This window comes from Microbacterium sp. (genome assembly GCF_051860965.1).
In the GTDB taxonomy this organism is placed as follows: domain Bacteria; phylum Actinomycetota; class Actinomycetes; order Actinomycetales; family Microbacteriaceae; genus Microbacterium.
In genome coordinates this window covers 37,631-56,157 of the sequence record NZ_JBIMKU010000010.1, presented here as the reverse complement: position 1 = coordinate 56,157, position 18,527 = coordinate 37,631, and the positions used below count along the sequence as shown (strand labels likewise).

17 protein-coding genes are annotated in these 18,527 nt (G+C 70.2%); 7 read left to right on the top strand and 10 right to left on the bottom strand.

The window, feature by feature from the left end; translation table 11 throughout:
* The first annotated feature begins 18 nt into the window (after nucleotides 1–18).
* Nucleotides 19–612, top strand: coding sequence for a DedA family protein (locus ACTIFV_RS17275; protein WP_439594043.1), 594 nt, complete (start codon nucleotides 19–21; stop codon nucleotides 610–612).
* A gap of 169 nt (nucleotides 613–781) precedes the next feature.
* On the opposite strand, the gene ACTIFV_RS17270 is transcribed toward ACTIFV_RS17275, so the two are convergent.
* Nucleotides 782–2,233: a cation:dicarboxylate symporter family transporter gene (locus ACTIFV_RS17270; protein WP_439594042.1), complete on the bottom strand. Its 1,452-nt coding sequence runs from the start codon at nucleotides 2,231–2,233 to the stop codon at nucleotides 782–784.
* Nucleotides 2,234–2,408: 175 nt separating this feature from the next.
* Here ACTIFV_RS17270 and ACTIFV_RS17265 point away from each other — a divergent pair, with 175 nt between their 5' ends.
* The 3 genes from ACTIFV_RS17265 (at nucleotide 2,409) to ACTIFV_RS17255 (ending at nucleotide 5,249) form a co-directional block, all read left to right on the top strand.
* Nucleotides 2,409–3,668: an ATP-binding protein gene (locus ACTIFV_RS17265; RefSeq protein WP_439594041.1), complete on the top strand. Its 1,260-nt coding sequence runs from the start codon at nucleotides 2,409–2,411 to the stop codon at nucleotides 3,666–3,668.
* Nucleotides 3,665–4,348: a response regulator gene (locus tag ACTIFV_RS17260; protein WP_439594040.1), complete on the top strand. Its 684-nt coding sequence runs from the start codon at nucleotides 3,665–3,667 to the stop codon at nucleotides 4,346–4,348. Before ACTIFV_RS17265 ends, ACTIFV_RS17260 begins: the two co-directional genes overlap by 4 nt.
* Nucleotides 4,349–4,478: 130 nt before the next feature.
* Complete coding sequence (locus tag ACTIFV_RS17255) at nucleotides 4,479–5,249, top strand: DNA/RNA non-specific endonuclease (protein ID WP_439594039.1); 771 nt, start codon at nucleotides 4,479–4,481, stop codon at nucleotides 5,247–5,249.
* Nucleotides 5,250–5,256: 7 nt separating this feature from the next.
* Here ACTIFV_RS17255 and ACTIFV_RS17250 read toward each other — a convergent pair whose 3' ends face one another.
* The 5 genes from ACTIFV_RS17250 to ACTIFV_RS17230 form a co-directional block, all read right to left on the bottom strand.
* Nucleotides 5,257–6,408, bottom strand: coding sequence for a N(5)-(carboxyethyl)ornithine synthase (locus ACTIFV_RS17250; RefSeq protein WP_439594038.1), 1,152 nt, complete (start codon nucleotides 6,406–6,408; stop codon nucleotides 5,257–5,259).
* A gap of 76 nt (nucleotides 6,409–6,484) precedes the next feature.
* Nucleotides 6,485–7,132, bottom strand: a complete 648-nt coding sequence (locus ACTIFV_RS17245) for an FMN reductase (protein ID WP_439594037.1) — start codon at nucleotides 7,130–7,132, stop codon at nucleotides 6,485–6,487.
* Nucleotide 7,133: 1 nt separating this feature from the next.
* A complete protein-coding gene (locus tag ACTIFV_RS17240; protein ID WP_439594116.1) occupies nucleotides 7,134–8,330 on the bottom strand; it encodes an LLM class flavin-dependent oxidoreductase in 1,197 nt (398 codons plus the stop codon).
* Nucleotides 8,331–8,442: 112 nt separating this feature from the next.
* Nucleotides 8,443–9,333, bottom strand: a complete 891-nt coding sequence (locus ACTIFV_RS17235; RefSeq protein ID WP_439594036.1) for an alpha/beta fold hydrolase — start codon at nucleotides 9,331–9,333, stop codon at nucleotides 8,443–8,445.
* A 13-nt stretch (nucleotides 9,334–9,346) separates the two neighbouring features.
* Nucleotides 9,347–10,789 carry a carboxylesterase/lipase family protein gene (locus tag ACTIFV_RS17230; RefSeq protein WP_439594035.1) on the bottom strand — a complete coding sequence of 481 codons (1,443 nt, stop codon included), beginning with the start codon at nucleotides 10,787–10,789 and terminating at the stop codon, nucleotides 9,347–9,349.
* 50 nt (nucleotides 10,790–10,839) lie between these two features.
* Here ACTIFV_RS17230 and ACTIFV_RS17225 point away from each other — a divergent pair, with 50 nt between their 5' ends.
* Nucleotides 10,840–12,009, top strand: a complete 1,170-nt coding sequence (locus tag ACTIFV_RS17225; protein ID WP_439594034.1) for an acyltransferase family protein — start codon at nucleotides 10,840–10,842, stop codon at nucleotides 12,007–12,009.
* A gap of 13 nt (nucleotides 12,010–12,022) precedes the next feature.
* Here ACTIFV_RS17225 and efeB read toward each other — a convergent pair whose 3' ends face one another.
* Genes efeB through efeU form a run of 3 tightly spaced genes read right to left on the bottom strand, consistent with a single transcriptional unit; the run spans nucleotide 12,023 to nucleotide 15,481 of the window.
* A complete protein-coding gene (gene efeB, locus ACTIFV_RS17220) occupies nucleotides 12,023–13,327 on the bottom strand; it encodes an iron uptake transporter deferrochelatase/peroxidase subunit (protein WP_439594033.1) in 1,305 nt (434 codons plus the stop codon).
* Between the two features lies 1 nt (nucleotide 13,328).
* Nucleotides 13,329–14,558, bottom strand: coding sequence for an iron uptake system protein EfeO (gene efeO / locus ACTIFV_RS17215; RefSeq protein ID WP_439594032.1), 1,230 nt, complete (start codon nucleotides 14,556–14,558; stop codon nucleotides 13,329–13,331).
* Nucleotides 14,555–15,481 carry an iron uptake transporter permease EfeU gene (efeU, locus tag ACTIFV_RS17210; RefSeq protein ID WP_439594031.1) on the bottom strand — a complete coding sequence of 309 codons (927 nt, stop codon included), beginning with the start codon at nucleotides 15,479–15,481 and terminating at the stop codon, nucleotides 14,555–14,557. Before efeU ends, efeO begins: the two co-directional genes overlap by 4 nt.
* A gap of 142 nt (nucleotides 15,482–15,623) precedes the next feature.
* Between efeU and ACTIFV_RS17205 the strand changes: the two genes are divergently transcribed.
* Nucleotides 15,624–16,643, top strand: coding sequence for an isopenicillin N synthase family dioxygenase (locus ACTIFV_RS17205; protein ID WP_439594030.1), 1,020 nt, complete (start codon nucleotides 15,624–15,626; stop codon nucleotides 16,641–16,643).
* Between the two features lie 88 nt (nucleotides 16,644–16,731).
* Here ACTIFV_RS17205 and rpsO read toward each other — a convergent pair whose 3' ends face one another.
* Nucleotides 16,732–17,001 (bottom strand): 30S ribosomal protein S15, encoded by a 270-nt coding sequence (gene rpsO, locus ACTIFV_RS17200; RefSeq protein WP_248147377.1) that lies wholly within the window; start codon nucleotides 16,999–17,001, stop codon nucleotides 16,732–16,734.
* Between the two features lie 143 nt (nucleotides 17,002–17,144).
* On the opposite strand from rpsO, the gene ACTIFV_RS17195 reads away from it, so the two are divergent.
* Complete coding sequence (locus tag ACTIFV_RS17195; RefSeq protein ID WP_439594029.1) at nucleotides 17,145–18,482, top strand: MFS transporter; 1,338 nt, start codon at nucleotides 17,145–17,147, stop codon at nucleotides 18,480–18,482.
* Nucleotides 18,483–18,527: the final 45 nt, after the last annotated feature.

Here is an 18,527-nt window from a genome sequence, read left to right as displayed (position 1 = left end):
CGGGACTAGAAAGGGCCCGTGGTCGACGAGCTGCTGGCCGGGATCGCTCAGAGCCCGTGGGCGCTCGCGCTGCTGTTCGCGCTCGTCTTCGCCGACGCCGTCCTCGTGGTCGTGCCGGGGGAAGCTGCCGTCACGGCCTTCGGCGCCCTCGCCGTCGCGCAGGGAGAGCCGCAGCTGTGGGCGGTGATCCTCGTGGCGACCGTCGCGGCGGTGTGCGGCGACGCCCTCTGCTACCTCGTCGGGCGCACGATCGGGCTCGAGAGATGGCGATGGATGCGACGCCCTCGCATCCGGGGCGCCTTCGACTGGGCGCAGGGTCGGCTGCACCGTCGCGCCGCTCTCGTGCTCTTCACCGCACGGTTCATCCCCTTCGCGCGGCTCGCCGTCAACCTGACCGCCGGGGCGACCCGCATCCCGGCGCCGAGGTATCTCGCCATCGCGGCGGTCGCCGCCCTCGCGTGGGCGGCGTACCAGGCGCTGATCGGGGCGGTCGTCGCGACGTTCCTGCCGGGCGGCCCAGTGGCGGCGGTCGTCGTATCAGTCGTGCTGGCCGTCGGCCTGGGACTTGCGATCGACGCCCTGCTGGTCCGGAGATCGCGCCGCTCCCCCTGATCCGGGTGTGCCCACGCCGCGGCATCCTCCGCTCCCGTGCACGATGTCGGGGAGTCCGACCGACACGCCGGGTGACGGCATCCGCCTTCCGGCGTGTCGTGAGCGATCCCCGACGCTGTGCACGCGACGAGGCCTGCCCCGATGACAGGACAGGCCTCGGAAGGGCGGATCAGTGGATGCCGGCGACGCGCTCGCGCTCGCGCAGGCGCTCCTCCTTCGCGGCGGCCTCGGTCACCGCGGCCTCTTCGAGACCGATCGTGCCCACGGCATCCGTCGACGTCGACATGCCGTCGTGACCGTCGCCCGCGAGAGTCGACTCGTCGAACGGGCGCTGCCCCGCGAGCACGGCACGCGCCTGGTCCTTGTCGAACTCCTTCGTCCAGGTGCCGATGAGCACCGTCGCGACCGCGTTGCCGGTGAAGTTCGTGATCGCGCGACCCTCGGACATGAAGCGGTCGATGCCGACGATGACGCCGACGCCGTTGACCAGGTCGGGGCGGAAGGCCTGCAGACCGCCCGCGAGGGTCGCGAGCCCCGCTCCCGTGACGCCGGCGGCGCCCTTCGAGGCGATGACCATGAAGACGAGGAGACCGACCTGCTCGGGGATCGACATCGGCGTGCCCATGCCGGCCGCGATGAACAGGGACGCCATCGTCAGGTAGATCGCCGTGCCGTCGAGGTTGAACGAGTATCCGGTCGGCACCGTGATGCCCACGACGGGCTTCGAGACGCCGAGGTGCTCCATCTTGGCGATGAGGCGCGGAAGCGCGGATTCCGACGACGACGTGCCGACGATCAGCAGGTACTCGCGGGCGAGGTACTTCATGAGGCCGAAGATGTTGATGCGCGCGACGGCGTAGAGCATCGTGCCGAGGATGCCGAAGATGAACAGCGCGCAGGTGATGTAGAACGCGATCATCAGGATGCCGAGACTCACGATCGCCGCGAACCCGGTCTTGCCGACGACGGCCGCGATCGCGCCGAACGCACCGAGGGGTGCGAGCCACAGGATCATGCCGAGGATGCGGAACACGAGGATCTGCAGCTGCTTGACGGCGAACATGATCGGCTCGCCCTTCTTGCCGAGCTGCTGCAGAGCGAACCCCACGAGCAGCGCGATGAAGAGCACCTGCAGCACGCTCTCACCCGTGAACGCCGAGAAGAACGTCGTCGGGATGATGCCCATGATGAACTCGGTCGTCGTCTTCGCCTTGAGGTCGGACGTGTCGTACGTCGCGCTCGTCATGTCGAGGCCCTCACCCGGGTGGATGATGTTGCCGACGACGAGGCCGATGAACAGCGCGAACGTCGTCATGATCATGAAGTACAGCAGCGCCAGCCCGCCGATCTTGCCGACGGTCGCCGCCTTCGCGATCGACCCGACGCCCACGACGATCGTGCAGAAGATGATCGGCGCGATCATCATCTTGATGAGGTTGACGAACGCCTTGCCGATCGGCTCGAGGGTCTCGGCGAACGACGGCCAGATGAGGCCGACGGCGGCGCCCAGCACGACGGCGATGATGACCGACACGTAGAGCCAGGTGTGTCTGTCCCACGAGGTCTTGCCGCGGCGCCAGTTGTAGCCGGGGAGCTTGAACGAGGATGTCGTGAGAGCCATGGTCGCCTCCGAGGTGAACGGTCGTTGTTCGAGTCCGCCATCTTCGGCGGTGGCTCCACTCTCGGCGCGATCCGAGTGGGCACGGAGTTGTGGTCGTATTGGTCGCTCGCCGCGGACCGGCATGTGTGGTCGGATGGATGCCGGGCGCACGGCAGCGCCCGGAGAGGCGGGCGACGTGGCTCGGACGCAAGGGCGGAGCGCGGCATCCCGCGTCTTCGTCGCCCTCATCGCCGCCGTCGTCATCCTCGCCCTGCTCACCGCGGGCCTTCTGCTGCTCGAGAGCCAGCGCGCCGCGCGCGCCGAGGCCGAGCGCGTCACGCAGGCGGTCGCTCAGACGCTCGCCCACACCCCCGACGTCATCACGGGCGTGACCGCGGACGACCCGACCGGACGTCTGCAGCCGCTCGCCGAGGACGTCATGGCCGACGCCCGGATCGACTTCGTGACGATCATGGACACCTCGGGCATCCGCATCACCCACCGCGACCTCGACCAGATCGGCAAGCACTATCTCGGCACGATCCCCGAATCCGAGACGGCGCTGACGGAGGAGTTCGCGGGCACCCTCGGTCCGTCGATCCGCACGATCGCGCCCATCGTCGACGACGGCGAACTCGTGGGCTGGGTGTCGGCGGGTGTCACGATCGGGAGCATCACGGCATCCGCCCTGCCCCGCATCCTCGTCGCGGTCGCCGTCGCCGCGGCCCTCGTCGTAGCGGGCTACATCGGCGCTGTCCTCGCGCGACGGGCCACCCGCCGCGTGACGGGCGACCTGCCCGCCGGTGCCGTGCGCGACACGCTCGCGTCGGCCGAGTCGATGCGGACCCTCGGTGACGCGCTCCGTGCCCAGACGCACGAGCACGGCAACCGCATGCACACCGCGGTCGCGCTCATCGAGCTCGGCCGCAGCGACGAGGCCGTCGACCTGCTGACCGAGTCGGTGAGTCAGAGCCAGGCGCTCGTCGACCAGGTCGCCGCGCGGACCCAAGGCGATCCGACCGTCGGGGCGCTCCTCCTCGGCAAGGCCGCGCAGGCGCGCGAGCGGGGAATCGCATGGTCGGCCGACATCCACTCCGATGCACCGCGATCGCTCCTCACACCCATCGACGCGGTCGCCGTCGTCGGCAACCTCATCGACAACGCCCTCGACGCGGCGGCGGCCGGCCCGGAGCCGCGCTGGGTGCGCGTTTCGATGACACCCGCCCCGGGGGCGCTCGCTCTGGTCGTCATGGACTCCGGCGACGGCGTCGACCCGGCGCTGCGGGAGCGCATCTTCGAACGCGGATTCTCGACGAAGCCGGCCGACGCCGCGGGCCGCGGCGTGGGGTTGGCTCTGGCCCGCGCGGTCATCGACGACATCGGCGGAACGCTCGAGCTCGAGGACGGATCGCCCACGACGTTCCGTGCGGTCCTGCCGTCGGGAGCACCGGCATGATCAACGTCGCGCTGGTCGACGACGAGGCCCTCACGCTCGAGCTGCACCGCTCGTACATCGAGCGACTGGACGGCTTCCAGGTCGTGGCTGAGTGCGCCGGGGCGCGCGCGGCGCTCGCGCGGATCATCGAGCCCGATGGGGGCGCCGAGCCGATCGATCTCGTCCTGCTCGACATGACGATGCCCGACGGCACGGGTCTCGACGTGCTCCGGCACCTGCGTGCCCGTGCCGCCGATGTCGACGTCATCGCGATCACGGGCGTGCGCGACGCCGACGTCGTCCGGCAGGTCGTCGCGCTCGGGGCGGCGCAGTATCTCGTGAAGCCTTTCGCGTTCCCGACCTTCCGCGATCGGCTGGAGCAGTACCGCGACTATCGCGCTCGCATGCACGCCTCGGCGGGCGAGGCGACGCAGGCCGAGATCGACGCCCTGCTCTCGGCGCTGCGTCCCGCGGTCGCCGCGGCCCCGCCCAAGGGCCTCTCGCCCGAGACGCTCGAGCTCGTGAGCGGCGACGTGCGACTGCACGGCCCTGCCTCCGCGACCGAGACGGCCGAGCGGCTCCGGATGTCGCGGGTCGCCGCGCGTCGTTACCTCGAGCACCTCGTCGACAGCGGCCGCGCCGAGCGCGTCCCGCGCTACGGCAAGGTCGGCCGGCCCGAGACCGAGTACCGCTGGCGCTGACCTGCGGGCGTGCACAGCGTCGGGAGTTCTCCGCGACACGCCGTCACGCGGCATCCCGAGCCCGGCGTGTCGTCAGGAAAGTACGCCGTCCCGCACGCGCGGGGTCGGTGGCGGGCGACAGGATGGATGCATGGGCTACGACGAGCGATTCCTCGAAGCGACCGTGCCGCTGCCCGCTGCGGCCGGGGAGACGCGGCTGCTCGACTACCCGCGGTTCTCGGTCGCGCTCGACCCGGAGCGGCGGCTCGCCGCGGTGACCGGCGTGAACATCGACGGTGCCGCGCTGCGGGATGTCGCGCGCACGGGCGACTGGCACCTCGACGAGCGGGTGCCCGCCGCGGAGCAGACCGGGCCAGAGGTCTATGCCCGCAACGACCTCGACCGCGGACACCTCGTGCGCCGCCGCGATCCGGGGTGGGGCACCGCAGCCGAGGCGCGGGAAGCGACCGAGGCGACCTTCGCCTACCCCAACGCTGCGCCGCAGGCGGCGGCGTTCAACCAGTCGAAGGAGCTCTGGCTCGGTCTCGAGGACCACGTCCTCGCATACGCGGATGCCGCAGACCTCCGGATCTCGGTCTTCACCGCGCCGGTGCTGGATGCCGAGGATCCGCCGTACCGCGGCATCCGGATCCCGCGCATGTTCTGGAAGATCGCCGCATGGATCGACGACGGCATCCTCGCGGCCACGGGGTTCGTGCTCGACCAGAGCGACCTCGTCGATGAGGCGGCCACGGTCGCCCCGCTCGGCGCATTCCGCACGTTCCAGACGCCCATTGCGGACATCGCCGAGCGCGCGCGCCTCGAACTCGGCCCTCTCGTCGATGCCGACGTCCTCGACGCGAGCGCGGCCCGACCGCGTGGGTGGCGCGAACTCGGCTCTTCCGCCGACATCGCCCTCTGACCGCGCGTCAGTCGGCGCGGACGGCGTACGGCGGTTCGGCCTCGCGGTACTGGAACTCGAGAATCGCCTCGTTGCGCACGTCACCGTCTCGGACCTCGATCGCGCGCGACAGGGTCTCGTCGTCGCGCCAGGCCTCGGGCCCGGCCATCACGGTCGGAAGGAACCCGAGGAGCGCTTCGCTGATCTCCCAGCTCGCGGAGTTCCACAGGTAGGACGGGCTGTGATCGACGGCGTAGTAGTTGATGCTGCCGCCCACCGTGAACATGGGATCGGCGAAACTCGTCGGCCGCGCCCACTCGAACCCCATGCCCTCGTCGCAGGACACGTCGACGATGAGACTGCCCGGGCGGAAGGCTCCGAGATCGTCGTCCTTGAGGTACAGCAGCGGACGGTTGGGGTCCTGCAGCGTGCAATTGACGACGATGTCGCTCTCTGCCAGGAACGGCGCCAGCGGCACGCGCCCCTCGTCGGTGATGACCTCGCTCAGATACGGCCCGTCGTGGTCGAACTGGATGATCTGCGCCGCGTGGATCGGAGCGGCGACCGACGCCGTCGCACGGTTCGTGAGCACGCGCACGTCGTGCACGCCGTGGGCGCGCAGGGCGGTGACGGCGCCGCGGGCGGTCGCTCCGAATCCGATGACGACCGCCGTCAGTCGGCGGCCGTAGTCGCCCGTCGAGCCGCACAGCTGCAGCGCGTGGAGCACGGAGCAGTATCCGGCGATCTCGTTGTTCATGTGGAAGACGTGCAGCCCGAACGTGCCGTCGCTCCCCCAGTGGTTCATCGCCTCGAAGGCGATGACCGTGAGGCGCTTGTCGAGAGCGAGCTGGGTCATGGTCTGGTCCTGCACGAGGTGCGGCCATCCCCAGAGCACCTGTCCGTCACGCATCTCGTGCAGATCGGCATGCTGGGGTTTGGGCAGCAGCAGCACGTCGGCGGTCGCGAACAGCTCGGCACGGTCGACGATCCCGCCCACGAGCGGGCGGAGTTCATCGTCGTGGATCCCGAACCGCTCGCCGTAGCCGCTCTCCAGAAGCACTCGCGGGCGCAGCTCGTCGGGGATCCGCTCGAGGTGCCCGGGGTGGATCGGCACCCGCTTCTCGTCGGGCTTCAAGGACGAGCCGACGACGCCGAGAGTGAGGGGATGCTGGGGAGCCACGAGGCCTCTTCCCGTTTCGGGGGCCGAACCGACTCCGTCGCCCGACCGTACCAGGGCCCCCTGGGAGCGGGTCGGTCTACTCCCCCGCGAGACCGCCCAGCAGATGCCCGAACGAGCGACCCTCGCCGAGATAGTTGGCGGGATCGAAGGGATCGCTGGATGCCGCCGGCTGCTTGCGCACGATCGCCTCGGCGAGTTCGCGCGCGCCGCGATCGATCCGCTCGCCGAGCGGCGCGACCTGGTCGCCCGAGGCTCCCCAGTCGCTCGACGCGGCGAACACGCCCGTCGAGACCGGCTCGGCGTGGAGGTAGGCGAAGAGCGGCCGGATCGCGTAGTCGATCGCGAGCGAGTGCCGCGCCGTGCCCGCGTTCGCACCGATGAGCACGGGCTTACCCGTGAGCGCGTCGGGGTCGAGGACGTCGATGAAGGACTTGAACAGCCCCGAGTAGCTCGTCGAGAAGATCGGGGTCACGGCGATGACGGCGTCGGCCGAGACGACGGTGTTGATCATCGACTCGAGCGCCGGAGGCGCGAAGCCCGTCAGCAGATTGTTCGTGATGTCATGCGCGTAGTCGCGCAGCTCGAACACGTCGGCCTCCGCCTCGATGCCCTGTTCCGCGAGCTGCGCCACGGTGGCCGAGACCATCCGGTCGGCGAGCAGACGCGTCGACGAGGGGTTGGACAGCCCTGCCGAGACGACCGCGATGCGACGTGCCGTGGTCATGTCAGGCCACCGTCCTCGTCGCGGCGGCGCCGAACGACGAACCCGCCTTGACGGGGGTGTCCTGGTAGGGCGAGGCGCCCGTCAGGTTGTCGCCGCGGTTCGGGTTGGGCCGCGCCTCGCGCGCGCCGCCGGCCGCCGCGACGAGGTTCGCGTGGGTCGGGGCATCCGGAACCTCCGCCGGACGGTCCTTCGCGAGCTCCTTGCGCAGCACGGGCACGACCTCGCCGCCCAGGATGTCGAGCTGCTCGAGCACCGTCTTGAGCGGGAGCCCCGCGTGGTCGATGAGGAAGAGCTGACGCTGGTAGTCGCCGAACGTCTCGCGCATCGCGGCGTAGCGGTCGATGACCTGCTGCGGCGAACCCACCGTGAGCGGGGTCATCTCGCTGAAGTCCTCGAGGCTCGGGCCGTGGCCGTACACGGGCGCGTTGTCGAAGTAGGGACGGAACTGCGCGACGGCGTCCTGCGACTTCGCCGCCATGAACACCTGACCGCCGAGGCCGACGATCGCCTGCTCGGGCGTGCCGTGGCCGTAGTGCGCGAAGCGCTGACGGTAGAGCGTGACGAGGCGCTGGTAGTGCTCCTTGGGCCAGAAGATGTTGTTGGCGAAGAAGCCGTCGCCGTAGTACGCGGCCTGCTCGGCGATCTCGGGCGTGCGGATCGACCCGTGCCAGACGAACGGCGCGACGCCGTCGAGGGGGCGGGGCGTCGACGTGAACCCCTGCAGCGGGCTGCGGAACTTGCCCTCCCAGTCCACGACGTCCTCGCGCCACAGGCGGTGCAGCAGGTTGTAGTTCTCGATCGCGAGAGGCAGTCCCTGGCGGATGTCCTGGCCGAACCACGGATAGACGGGTCCGGTGTTGCCGCGGCCGAGCATGAGGTCGGCGCGACCGCCGGATACGTGCTGCAGCATCGCGAAGTCCTCGGCGATCTTCACCGGGTCGTTCGTCGTGATCAGCGTCGTCGCGGTCGACATGATGAGCCGCTCGGTCTGGGCGGCGATGTAGGCGAGGGTCGTCGTGGGCGACGACGACCAGAACGGCGGGTTGTGGTGCTCCCCCAGGGCGAAGACGTCGAGTCCGACGTCCTCGGCGTGCTTGGCGAGCGTGATCGTGTTGCGGATCTTCTCGGCCTCGCTGGGCGTGCGACCGTCGGTGGGGTCCTCAGTGATGTCGCTCACCGTGAAGATGCCGAACTGCATCCCGGGCCACGTGGTGGTGTCGTTCACGATCTCTCCGCTTCTGCGCCGTCGGGGTCTCCGTCGGCGGTTCTATGCAAATGAATGTATCTCGTAGAACGCCTGTGGGTCGAATCTATTCCCGCGACGCGTGCGCGAACATCCCGAGCATGTCGCGCACCAGCTGATGCGGTGCGGTCTCGCACGGCGCGTGGCCCGTCGCGTAGACGGCGAGGGTCGCGCCGATGCGCTCGGCGTACTCCGCGTGCTGCGCGAGGGGCCACAGGTCGCTCTCGCCGACCGCGATGAGCTTCGGGACGGGGGATGCCGCGACCTCCGCGACGATGTCGGGCATCGTCATCATGACGGCGACGACGTCGTCGATCGCGGCCCGCTTGGTCACGGCGAGGCGCTCGCGCACGAAGGCGATGCGCTGCGGGGGCGTGCGGTTGAGGTTGTAGCGGATGCCCCACAGGATCAGTCCGGCGGCGCGGTGCGGCGGCATGTCGGAGATCGGACCGATGTGCTTGACCCCGCGGAACACCTGCCCGACAGCCGGCGGCGCCGCCATGAGCGTCAGGCTGCGGAAGAGGTCGGGGCGCTGCACGAGGCCGAGCTCGGCGACCAGACCGGCGAAGCTGTAGCCGAGCACGTGCGCGGGCCCGTCGCCGTCCTCGAGGATCGCGATCAGATCGTCGACGTAGAGCTGACGGTCGTAGCTCTCGCGCGGCGGATCGAGGTGCTCGGGCCCGGCATCCACCGACTCCCAGTGTCCTGCGATGTCGTACGACTCGACGCGGTACCCGGCGTCGGCGAGCAACGGGAAGATGCGGACGAAGTCCTCTTTCGACCCGGCCACGCCCGGGACCAGGACGACACGTTCGGTTCCCGCCGGTCCGAGCGTCGTCCGGGCGAGGAGACCGCTCGGCGCGGCGAAGGCGTCGCGCACCGTGCCCGCGGGGAAGACATGCCAATCGATGTCGGGGATGTCCTGGTCGAGGGCGACTGCGGGATCGATCGTCGTCATGGCGACGTCGAGACTACCGCGTGGGGAGCCCCGCGAGTTCGTCCGCGCGCGGCGCGTAGTCGATGTGCCCGCCGTCCGCGTCGAACGCCTGCACCGGGCGCCGTGGCGACCACGCCTCCCACCCGGGATCGCCGTCCACCACGAACGACACCCAGGCGGAGTGCATCGCGTCGGCGAGGCGCTGCGGGGCATCGTCGCCGGCGAGCGCGATCGCGTCGGGAGTGCCGATCGCGTCGAAGACGAAGCCGAGCTCCATGCCGTGCGCCGCACCGAGGCCGCCGACGGGGCTGCGCCAGCGGAACTCGTACACCCACGTGCCGGCCTCGGCGCCGACGCGGCTGTCTGCGAAGCGCGTGAGCGGCCCGCGCAGCAGCATGTCGCCGACGATCTCGCCGAGCACCTCGCCCGGCGCCGCGTCGGGTCGTCTGCGGCGATGCGCCCGCACGACGCGCGCGGGCACGCCCGCCGCGAGTCGAGCGATCGTGAGCGTCGCCCGGCGGATCCTGTCGAGCGCGCCGCTCGGCACGAACCACAGGCGGTACTCCTCGCTCGTCGAGCCGATGAGGACCGGGATGCCGCGGCTCGCACCTGCCAGCAGCGCATCGAGCGGGTTCACGGGCACGGCGTCGCCGCCGATCGCGAGCGCCACGGTCGGGCCGCCGCCGAGGGGCGAGCCGCCCGCCGCGATGGCCGTCTGCGTCTGGACGAGCTTCGCCGCGCTCTCATGGGAGAAGGCGTCGCGGGATGCCGGGATCCCGAGCCGTTTCGCGACCTCGAGCGTCATGCGCGCGGCCTTCTTCGGCGGCTGCGCGACGAGCGGTCCGCTCTGCAGGATCGCTCGATCGAAGAGCTCTTTCGCGTGCGGCAGCGCGAGGGCGGCGGCGAGCACGTTCGCGCCGGCGGAGTGTCCCATCACCGTGATGTTCGACGGGTCGCCTCCGAACGCGACGATCTCGGTGCGCACCCAGCGCAGGGCCGCCTCGACGTCGAGCACGCCCAGATTCTGCGGCACGTCGCCCAGCACGGCGAAGCCCTCCTGCCCCAGCCGATACTGCACCGACACGTAGACGATGCCGTGACGGGCGAACGTCGTGCCGTCGTATGCGTCGAGGGCCGCCGAGCCGCGCGTCAGCGCGCCGCCGTGCACGAAGACGAGCACGGGGAGCCCGCTGCCCCCGGGGGCCCACACGTTCGCCGTCAGGATGTCCTCGCCCGGGATCTCGACGGTCGGGAGGTAGTTCTCGAGACCTCCGCCGTAGGGCGCCTGCGCAGCCGTGGGGCCGAAGGCCGTGGCATCCCGTTCCCCGTCCCACGCCGCGGGCGGCTGCGGGCGCTCGTACCGGAGCGCGCCGAACGGGGGCGCTGCGTACGGGATGCCCAGGAAACGGTCGACCCCGTCCGTCGTCACGCCGCGCACAGCTCCGGTCGACACGGACAGGACGGGGGCGTCGGGCATGCGATCTCCTTCGATCCGGGGGTGCCCCCAGGATAGGGTGACAGGGCCTCATGACTGAACCGACTCCGCCCCCGACCACGGGAACGACACGTACGCCGCGCGCAAAGCGCCGCGTGCCGTTCTGGGACAACGCGCGCTTCGCGTGCATCGTGCTCGTCGTGCTCGGGCACGCGACGCAGCGGCTGACGTACGACTCCGACATCGCGCTCGGCCTCTATCTCGTCGTCTACGCGTTCCACATGCCGGCGTTCGCGATCATCTCGGGCTACTTCTCGAAGTCGGATTCGCCGTCGAAGCGGCAGATGGCGCGCGTCATCACCGACATCCTCGTGCCCTACGTCATCTTCGAAGGCATCTGGACCCTCACGAAGTGGCTCGTCGAGGGGCAGGCCAACCCCAACCTCACCGAGCCGTCGTGGACGCTGTGGTTCCTGCTCGCGCTCGGGATCTTCCGGCTCGTGCTCCCCTATCTCGCGCTCCTGCGCTGGCCGCTGCTGTGGACGCTCGCGATCTCGATCGGCGCCGGCTACCTGCCCAACCTCGACTCGACCTTCTCCCTCTCGCGCACGCTCGGCCTCCTCCCGTTCTTCACGCTCGGGTGGTGGCTGCGCGAGCACGACATCGTCGATCGGCTCCGACTGCTGCGCGACCGCCCGTGGTGGGTGTTCGCGGCCGGCGGCGGACTGTTCGTCGTGGCGGGGCTCATCGCGTGGGTCTTCATCGACGACTTCCGCGCCATGAACCTGCGCGAATGGCTCTTCTACGACGAGAACTACTCCTCGATCGGCGGCACGCAGTGGTGGGCCGGCGGGGTGCGTCTCGCGCTGATGGCGGTCGCGATCGTGCTCTCGGCGGCGTTCTTCGCCCTGGTGCCGCGACGCACGCACTTCTGGACGCACTTCGGGCAGTACACGATGTACGTCTACCTCCTGCACTCGTTCGTGCTGTACCCGTTCCGCGAGTCGGGTGTGCTGCGCGACCTCGATCCGACGTGGCTGTGGCTGCCCATCGTGGTCGTCGCATCCGTCCTCATCGCGCTGGGCCTGGCGACCAAGCCCGTGCGGACGGTCTTCCGGCCCCTGGTCGAACCCCGCCCCGGCTGGCTGTTCGGCGATCCCACGCTCGCCGGGCGCGAGGGCCGCCGCAACGATCCGACGGGGTCGCGACGCCCTCGCGAGGCGCCGCGCGTCCTCCCGGCCGACCCGCGCCAGAACGGCTGACGCGGGCACACCGTCAGGCGAACAGCCCCGCCCCGACGAAGGAACCCGGGATCGCCCCGGGCGGCACCGCCCACACCCCCGAGCCGACGTGGCGCAGATACTCGTTCATCACGTCCGTCGACAGGGCACGCTGCAGGCGCACGAACTGCTCGGGCGCGCGCTGATAGGACAGGAAGAACAGCCCCGCGTCGAGGCGGCCCAGATCGTTGTTGCCATCGACGTAGTTGTAGCCCCGACGGAGGATCCGCGTGCCTCCGTTGGAGTCCGGATGCGCCAGCCGCACATGGCTCCTCGCGGGTATCGCGTCGGCGCCCGAGGCATCCTTCGCCGCGAGATCGGGCTCCGTGAACTCGTCGCCGCCCGACAGCGGAGCCCCTTCGCCCTTGTCGCGGCCGACGATCGCGTTCTGCTCCGAGAGACGCACGCGGTCCCACGTCTCGATCAGCATCGCGATCTTGCGGGCGACGAGGTACGACCCGCCCGCCATCCACGCGGGGTCGTCGGATGCCGCGACCCACACGTGCTCGTCGAGCGCAGCCGAGTCGCTCGCGAGGATGTTCGCCGTGCCGTCCTTGAACCCGAAGAGGTTGCGCGGAGTGGCCTGCGCGGCCGTCGTGCGCGACGTGCGCCCGAAGCCGAGCTGCGACCACCGCAGCCGCGCGCGACCGAAGGCGATCCGGCTGAGATTGCGCACGGCGTGCACCGCGACCTGCGGATCGTCGGCGCACGCCTGCACGAACAGGTCGCCCCCCGACTCCGCGGGGTCGAGGTCGTCGCCGAGGAACGCCGGCAGCCTCTCGAGGCCCGGCGGCCGGCGCGCCGCGATACCGTAGCGATCGACGCCGTCGAGCTCGAAGAGCGTGGGGCCGAACCCGAACGTGATCGTCAGTCCGCTTGCCGTCAGCCCCTGCGCCTCCCCCGTGTCGTCCGGCGGCGCTTCGGGCGAGCCGCCGACCGCGCCGGTGGCGCTGACGTCGAGGCCCTGCGTCATGCGCGATGCGGCATACGTCCAGTCCTGCAGCAGCGCGACGAGGTCGTCGCGATCGGTCCGGGCCATCATGTCGAACGACGCGAAGTGCAGATGATCCTGCACGGGCGTCGTGATGCCCGCCTGATGCGCGCCGTAGAAGTCGTAGACGGATGCCGCGGCATCCTCCGCTCGCGCACGACCGACCGCGACGCCGGCCGTCGCCCCTGCGCCCGCGCCCACCGCGAGGCCCGCAGCGCCCGCACCGATCGCGAGGCCGAAGAGTCCGCGCCGCGAGACCCCCGCCCCCTCATCGGGAGCCGGGGCGGGAGGGGACGATGCCTCGGTCACATCACTCCAGAACGGTCACGGTGAGCTGCGAGAGCGGCTCGGCGAGCGCGTTGAGCAGATCGGTGAGCTCGCGCTTGTCGGCGTCGGTCAGCTGCGGGTACAAGACGAATCCGGAGGCCAGCGACCCGTGCGTGGCGAGGGACGCCTCGAGTGCCGTGTACCCGGCGTCGATGTCGTCCACGAGTGCCGCGCCCTCGTCGCCCTTGGCCCGAGCGAGTTCCTCCACGAGCGAGAAGGCCATCTTCGACCCCTCGACGTTGGCTGCGAAGTCCCACAGGTCCGTGCCCGACCACCAGTCCTCCTCGCCCGTGATCTTGCCGGTCGCGACCTCGTCGAGAAGGGCGATCGCACCGTTCGAGAGACCCGCGACTCCCTGATCGTCGAGGGTGGACCGGAAGTCGTCGGAGTGCACGTACGCGTCGAGCTCGGCGACGTCGCTGACCAGCTGGTCGCCGAAGGATGCGCGCTCCTCGGGGGTCGAGGGCGCCCAATCCTGCCACGCGGGCGTCTCGCCGTCGGCGTTGAGCGCGTCCTGCGCGGGCACCCAGAGGTCCTTCTCGATGCGGTGGAAACCCGTCCAGTCGAGGCCCTCGGCGACGGCGTCGACCTCGCGGTAGTCGATCTTCGGGTCGAGGTCGCCGAGTGCCTCGGCGATCGGCTCGATGCGCTCGTAGTACGCGCGCACCTGGGGGAACAGCGTCCTGGCCGTCGCGTCGTCGCCCGATTCGTAGGCCGTCACGAGCGCGTCGACCTGCGGCACGAGATTCTCGACCTGGTCCTTCACGAAGGCCGCATAGAGGTCGACGGCCTGCTGCTTGAGCTCAGCGTCCTCCCCATCGAGCGCGACCGCGTCGCCCGACACCGAGAATCCGCTGCGCCCGACGCCCTCTCCGAGCATGCCCGGCTTGCAGAGTGTGAAGTACTCCCCCGGCTGCGCGACGACCGTGAGGGTGCGGGATGCCCCGGGCGCGATGTTCTCGACCTCGCCGACGATCCGCAGACCGTCGTCGGCGAGGAGGTAGAACTCCGTCACCTCGTCGCCCGCGTTCGTGACGTCGAACGCGAGTGTGCCGCTCGTCGCCGTGGCGGCCGACACCGCGCAGCCGTCGGCGGTCGAGGTGACCGTCAGCGCGTCGGACGCGGCGACGTCGGCTTTCGCGACGCATCCTGCGAGGACGAGCGCGCCGGCGCCTGCCAGGACGGCGGCGACGAGGAGGCGATGGGTTCTCATGGGGCTCCTTGCTGAGTGGAGGAAACGGACACCGGCGACGAGGCGGCGGCCGAAGGGCGACGGATGCCGCGCAGCCATACGATCCCGACCGTGACGATGTAGAGCGTCCAGGCGATGACCTGGAGCCAGGTCATCCGCGGCATGAAGCCGATCGTCGCCTGCAGCACGGCGGCGAGCGGAGTCGTCGGCGGGATGACCGCGGTGAGGTCGAATGCGAAGCCGAACGGGAAGCCCGTCCACCCGACCGCGACGGCGCCGGTGAGCGGATCGATCGGCGCCAGCGGGCCGAAGGGACCAGGCAGGGCGCCGGCCTCCTGCAGGTCGTGGATCGCGTACGCGAGGACTCCTGCGGCGACGACGATCAGGAACGCGCCCGTCCACGTGAAGAAGACCCGCAGATCGATGCGCACCATCCCTCGGGCGAGAAGCCAGCCGATCACGACCGCGGCGAGCAGGCCGAGGATCGCTCCCGTGAGGTTCGCCGGAACGTCGCCGAACGACTGGACCATCGACCACAGCAGCAGTGTCGTCTCGATGCCCTCCCGTGCGACCGACACGAAGCCGATGGCGACGATCGCCCAGAGTCCGCCGGTGGCGAGCGCCCTGTCTATCCCGCCCTCGAGCGATCGCTTCATCGTGCGCGCGGTCTTCTGCATCCAGAAGATCATCCAGGTGACCATGCCGACCGCCAGGAGCGACAGGAGCCCGCCGATGAGCTCCTGCGCCTCGAATGTCAGCGAGTATGCGCCGAACGTCAGGATGGCCCCGATCGCCAGCGCGAGGACGACGGCGAGACCGACACCCGCCCACAGCCGCGGCAGGACGTCCCGGCGATCGAGGCGCTTCAGGTAGGCGACGAGGATGCCGACGACGAGCGCGGCTTCGAGGCCTTCACGGAGGCCGATGAGGAACGTCGCGAGCACGGGGGATCTTCTCGAAATGAGGGAGGACTGAAATTAGGCAAGCCTGACCTTACTCCGACGGCACCGAGGCCTCAAATCGGCCGGCATGTGGCATCCCGTAACAAAAGGCCCGACGACGCGCGGTCCGCTTTACGCTCGACGAATGACCGCGCTGAACCTGCCGATCCTCGACCTCTCGCGCCTCGATCAGGGCCCCGACGAGGCCGCCCGCTTCCGAGACGACCTCCGCGACGCGACGCACGACGTCGGATTCTTCTATCTCACCGGCACGGGCGTGACGCCGGAGCTCGAGGACCGTCTGCACCGGGCCGCCCTCGACTTCTTCGCGCTGCCCGAGGCCGACAAGCTCGCGATCGAGAACGTCACGAGCCCGCACTTCCGCGGCTACACCCGCGTCGGGGGCGAACGGACGCAGGGCAAGGTCGACTGGCGCGAGCAGATCGACATCGGCCCGGAGCGCGAAGCGATCACCGACCCCGATGCGCCCGACTTCTTCCGCCTCACGGGGCCGAATCTGTGGCCGTCCGCTCAGCCCGAGCTGCGGGAGGTCGTCGCCGAGTGGCACGACCACCTGTCGGGAGTCGCCCGCAAGCTGCTGCGCGCGTGGGCCCTGGCCCTGGGCGCACCCGAGGACTACTTCGACCGCCACTTCGGCGACCCGTCGACGCTCATCAAGATCGTGAAGTACCCGGGCAAGGCGGACCCGACCCCGCAGCAGGGCGTCGGCGCCCACAAGGACTCGGGCGTCCTGACCCTCCTGTGGGTCGAGCCGGGCAAGGGCGGGCTGCAGGTCCAGCGCGACGGCGAGTGGGTGGATGCCCCGTCCGTCCCCGGTGCGTTCGTCGTCAACATCGGCGAGCTGCTGGAGTACGCGACGCAGGGATACCTCACCGCGACGAACCATCGCGTCATCTCGCCGAAGGCGCCCGACTACCGCATCTCGGTGCCGTTCTTCTTCAATCCCGCGCTCGACGCACGGCTGCCGATCATCGAGCTGCCCGCGGAGCTCGCCGCCGAAGCGCGCGGGGTGACGCAGGACCCGACCAACCCGATCCACGCCCTCTACGGCGAGAACGCGCTCAAGTCCCGCCTGCGCGCGCATCCGGACGTCGCGGCGATCCACCACCCGGACCTGGTCGCGGCGCGCAGCGCGGCATCCTGATCCTCCCCCGCAGACAGCAAGAAGGCCTCCCCACACCTGGGGAGGCCTTCTTCAAGAATGTTCTGCGCGATATACGCTCAGTCGCTGCTTAGCGGCGAAGACCAAGTCGCTCGATGAGCGAACGGTAGCGGTTGATGTCGATCTCCTGGAGGTAACCCAGGAGGCGACGGCGCTGACCGACCATGAGGAACAGACCACGACGCGAGTGGTGGTCGTGCTTGTGCTCCTTGAGGTGCTCGGTGAGGTCCTTGATGCGCTGCGTCAGCATCGCGACCTGCACCTCGGGGGATCCGGTGTCACCGGGGTGCGTCGCGTACTCTTCGATGATCGCCTTCTTGACGTCTGCTTCGAGTGCCATAGATGGGATCCCCTTCCTCTTCATTGCGCGGCGCCCGTCACCTGATGTGCGAGCTCTCTTCATCCGCGGCCGATCGAACGGCAACCTCAAGAGTCTACCAGCAGCCCGAGGGGCGGGCGAATCCCCGACGGTGGATAGCATCGATGGATGACCCACCCCTTCCGAGCCCGCTAGTGGCGCGCCTGCGCCGCGACCACTTCATCGACCTGCGGCCGTTCCAGGTGAGTCCCGCGTTCGCGCGCATGTGGATCGGCTCGACCCTCGCGGGCCTCGGGGGGCAGCTCACGATCGTCGCGATCATGCTGCACATGTACGACCTCACGCAGTCGACCTTCGCCGTCGCGATGGTCGCCGTCGCGGGTCTCGTCCCCATGATCCTCGCGGGCCTCTACGGCGGGATGTTGGCCGACGCCTTCGACCGCCGGCGCGTCGCGCTCCTCGCCGCCACCGTCACGTTCGCCTCGACGCTGCTCCTGGCGATCCTCGCCTGGGGTCAGCTCGAGACGGTGTGGTGGCTCTACGCGCTGTCGGTGGTCAACTCCGCCGCCAACTCCATCGTCATGGCGGCGCGTCAGTCGATCGTGCCGCGGCTCATCCCGCGCGACCTGCTTCCCGCGGCCTCGGCTCTCGGCGGCATCACGATGGGGATCATGGTCATGGGCGGACCGGCTCTGGCCGGCGTGCTCGTGGCCGTCTCGGGCTACGCGTGGACGTACACGATCGACGTCGTGCTCATGCTCAGTCTGTTCCTCGGGCTCTGGACCCTGCCGAGCATCAAGCCCGAAGGCGAGATCGTCCGACCGGGGCTCGAGTCGCTCAGAGACGGATGGCGGTTCCTCAGGAGCGCCGGCAACATCCGGCTGCAGTTCGTCCTCGACATCGTCGCGATGACCTTCGGCCACCCGATCGCTCTGTTCCCCGCGATCGGAGCGCTGCTGCTGGGCGGCGGGCCGATCACGACCGGCGTGCTGACGGCATCCATCGCCGCCGGCGCGTTCCTCTCGAGCCTGTTCTCCGGTCCGACCGGTCGCGTGCGGCAGCAGGGACTCGGCATCGAGCGGGCGATCATCGCGTACGGCGGGGCGATGCTCGCCTTCGGCCTCGTGCTCGGCGCCGCCGCGCTCGGGTGGTTCGCTCCGGAGACGGTGGATGCCGCCACCCCCAACGTCGTGCTCCTTGTCGCCGCCGTCGTCACGCTCGCCGCCGCCGGCGCCGCCGACAACATCAGCTCGATCTTCCGCAACACGATGGTGCTCGCCGCCGTACCCGATGCGATCCGCGGCCGGCTGCAGGGCGTGTTCATCGTCGTCGTGACGGGAGGCCCCCGACTCGGCGCTCTCTATGCCGGCATCCTCGCGACGGTCACGGCGCTCTGGTTCCCGCCGCTCCTGGGCGGCCTGCTCATCATGGGGCTCGTCGCGACGCTCGTGCGCCTGCACCCGCGTTTCCGCGCCTACGACGCCGAGCATCCCGTCCCCTGACCGGAGCGATCCGGCCACGGGTGCGCGGATTTCGGACGCGGCATC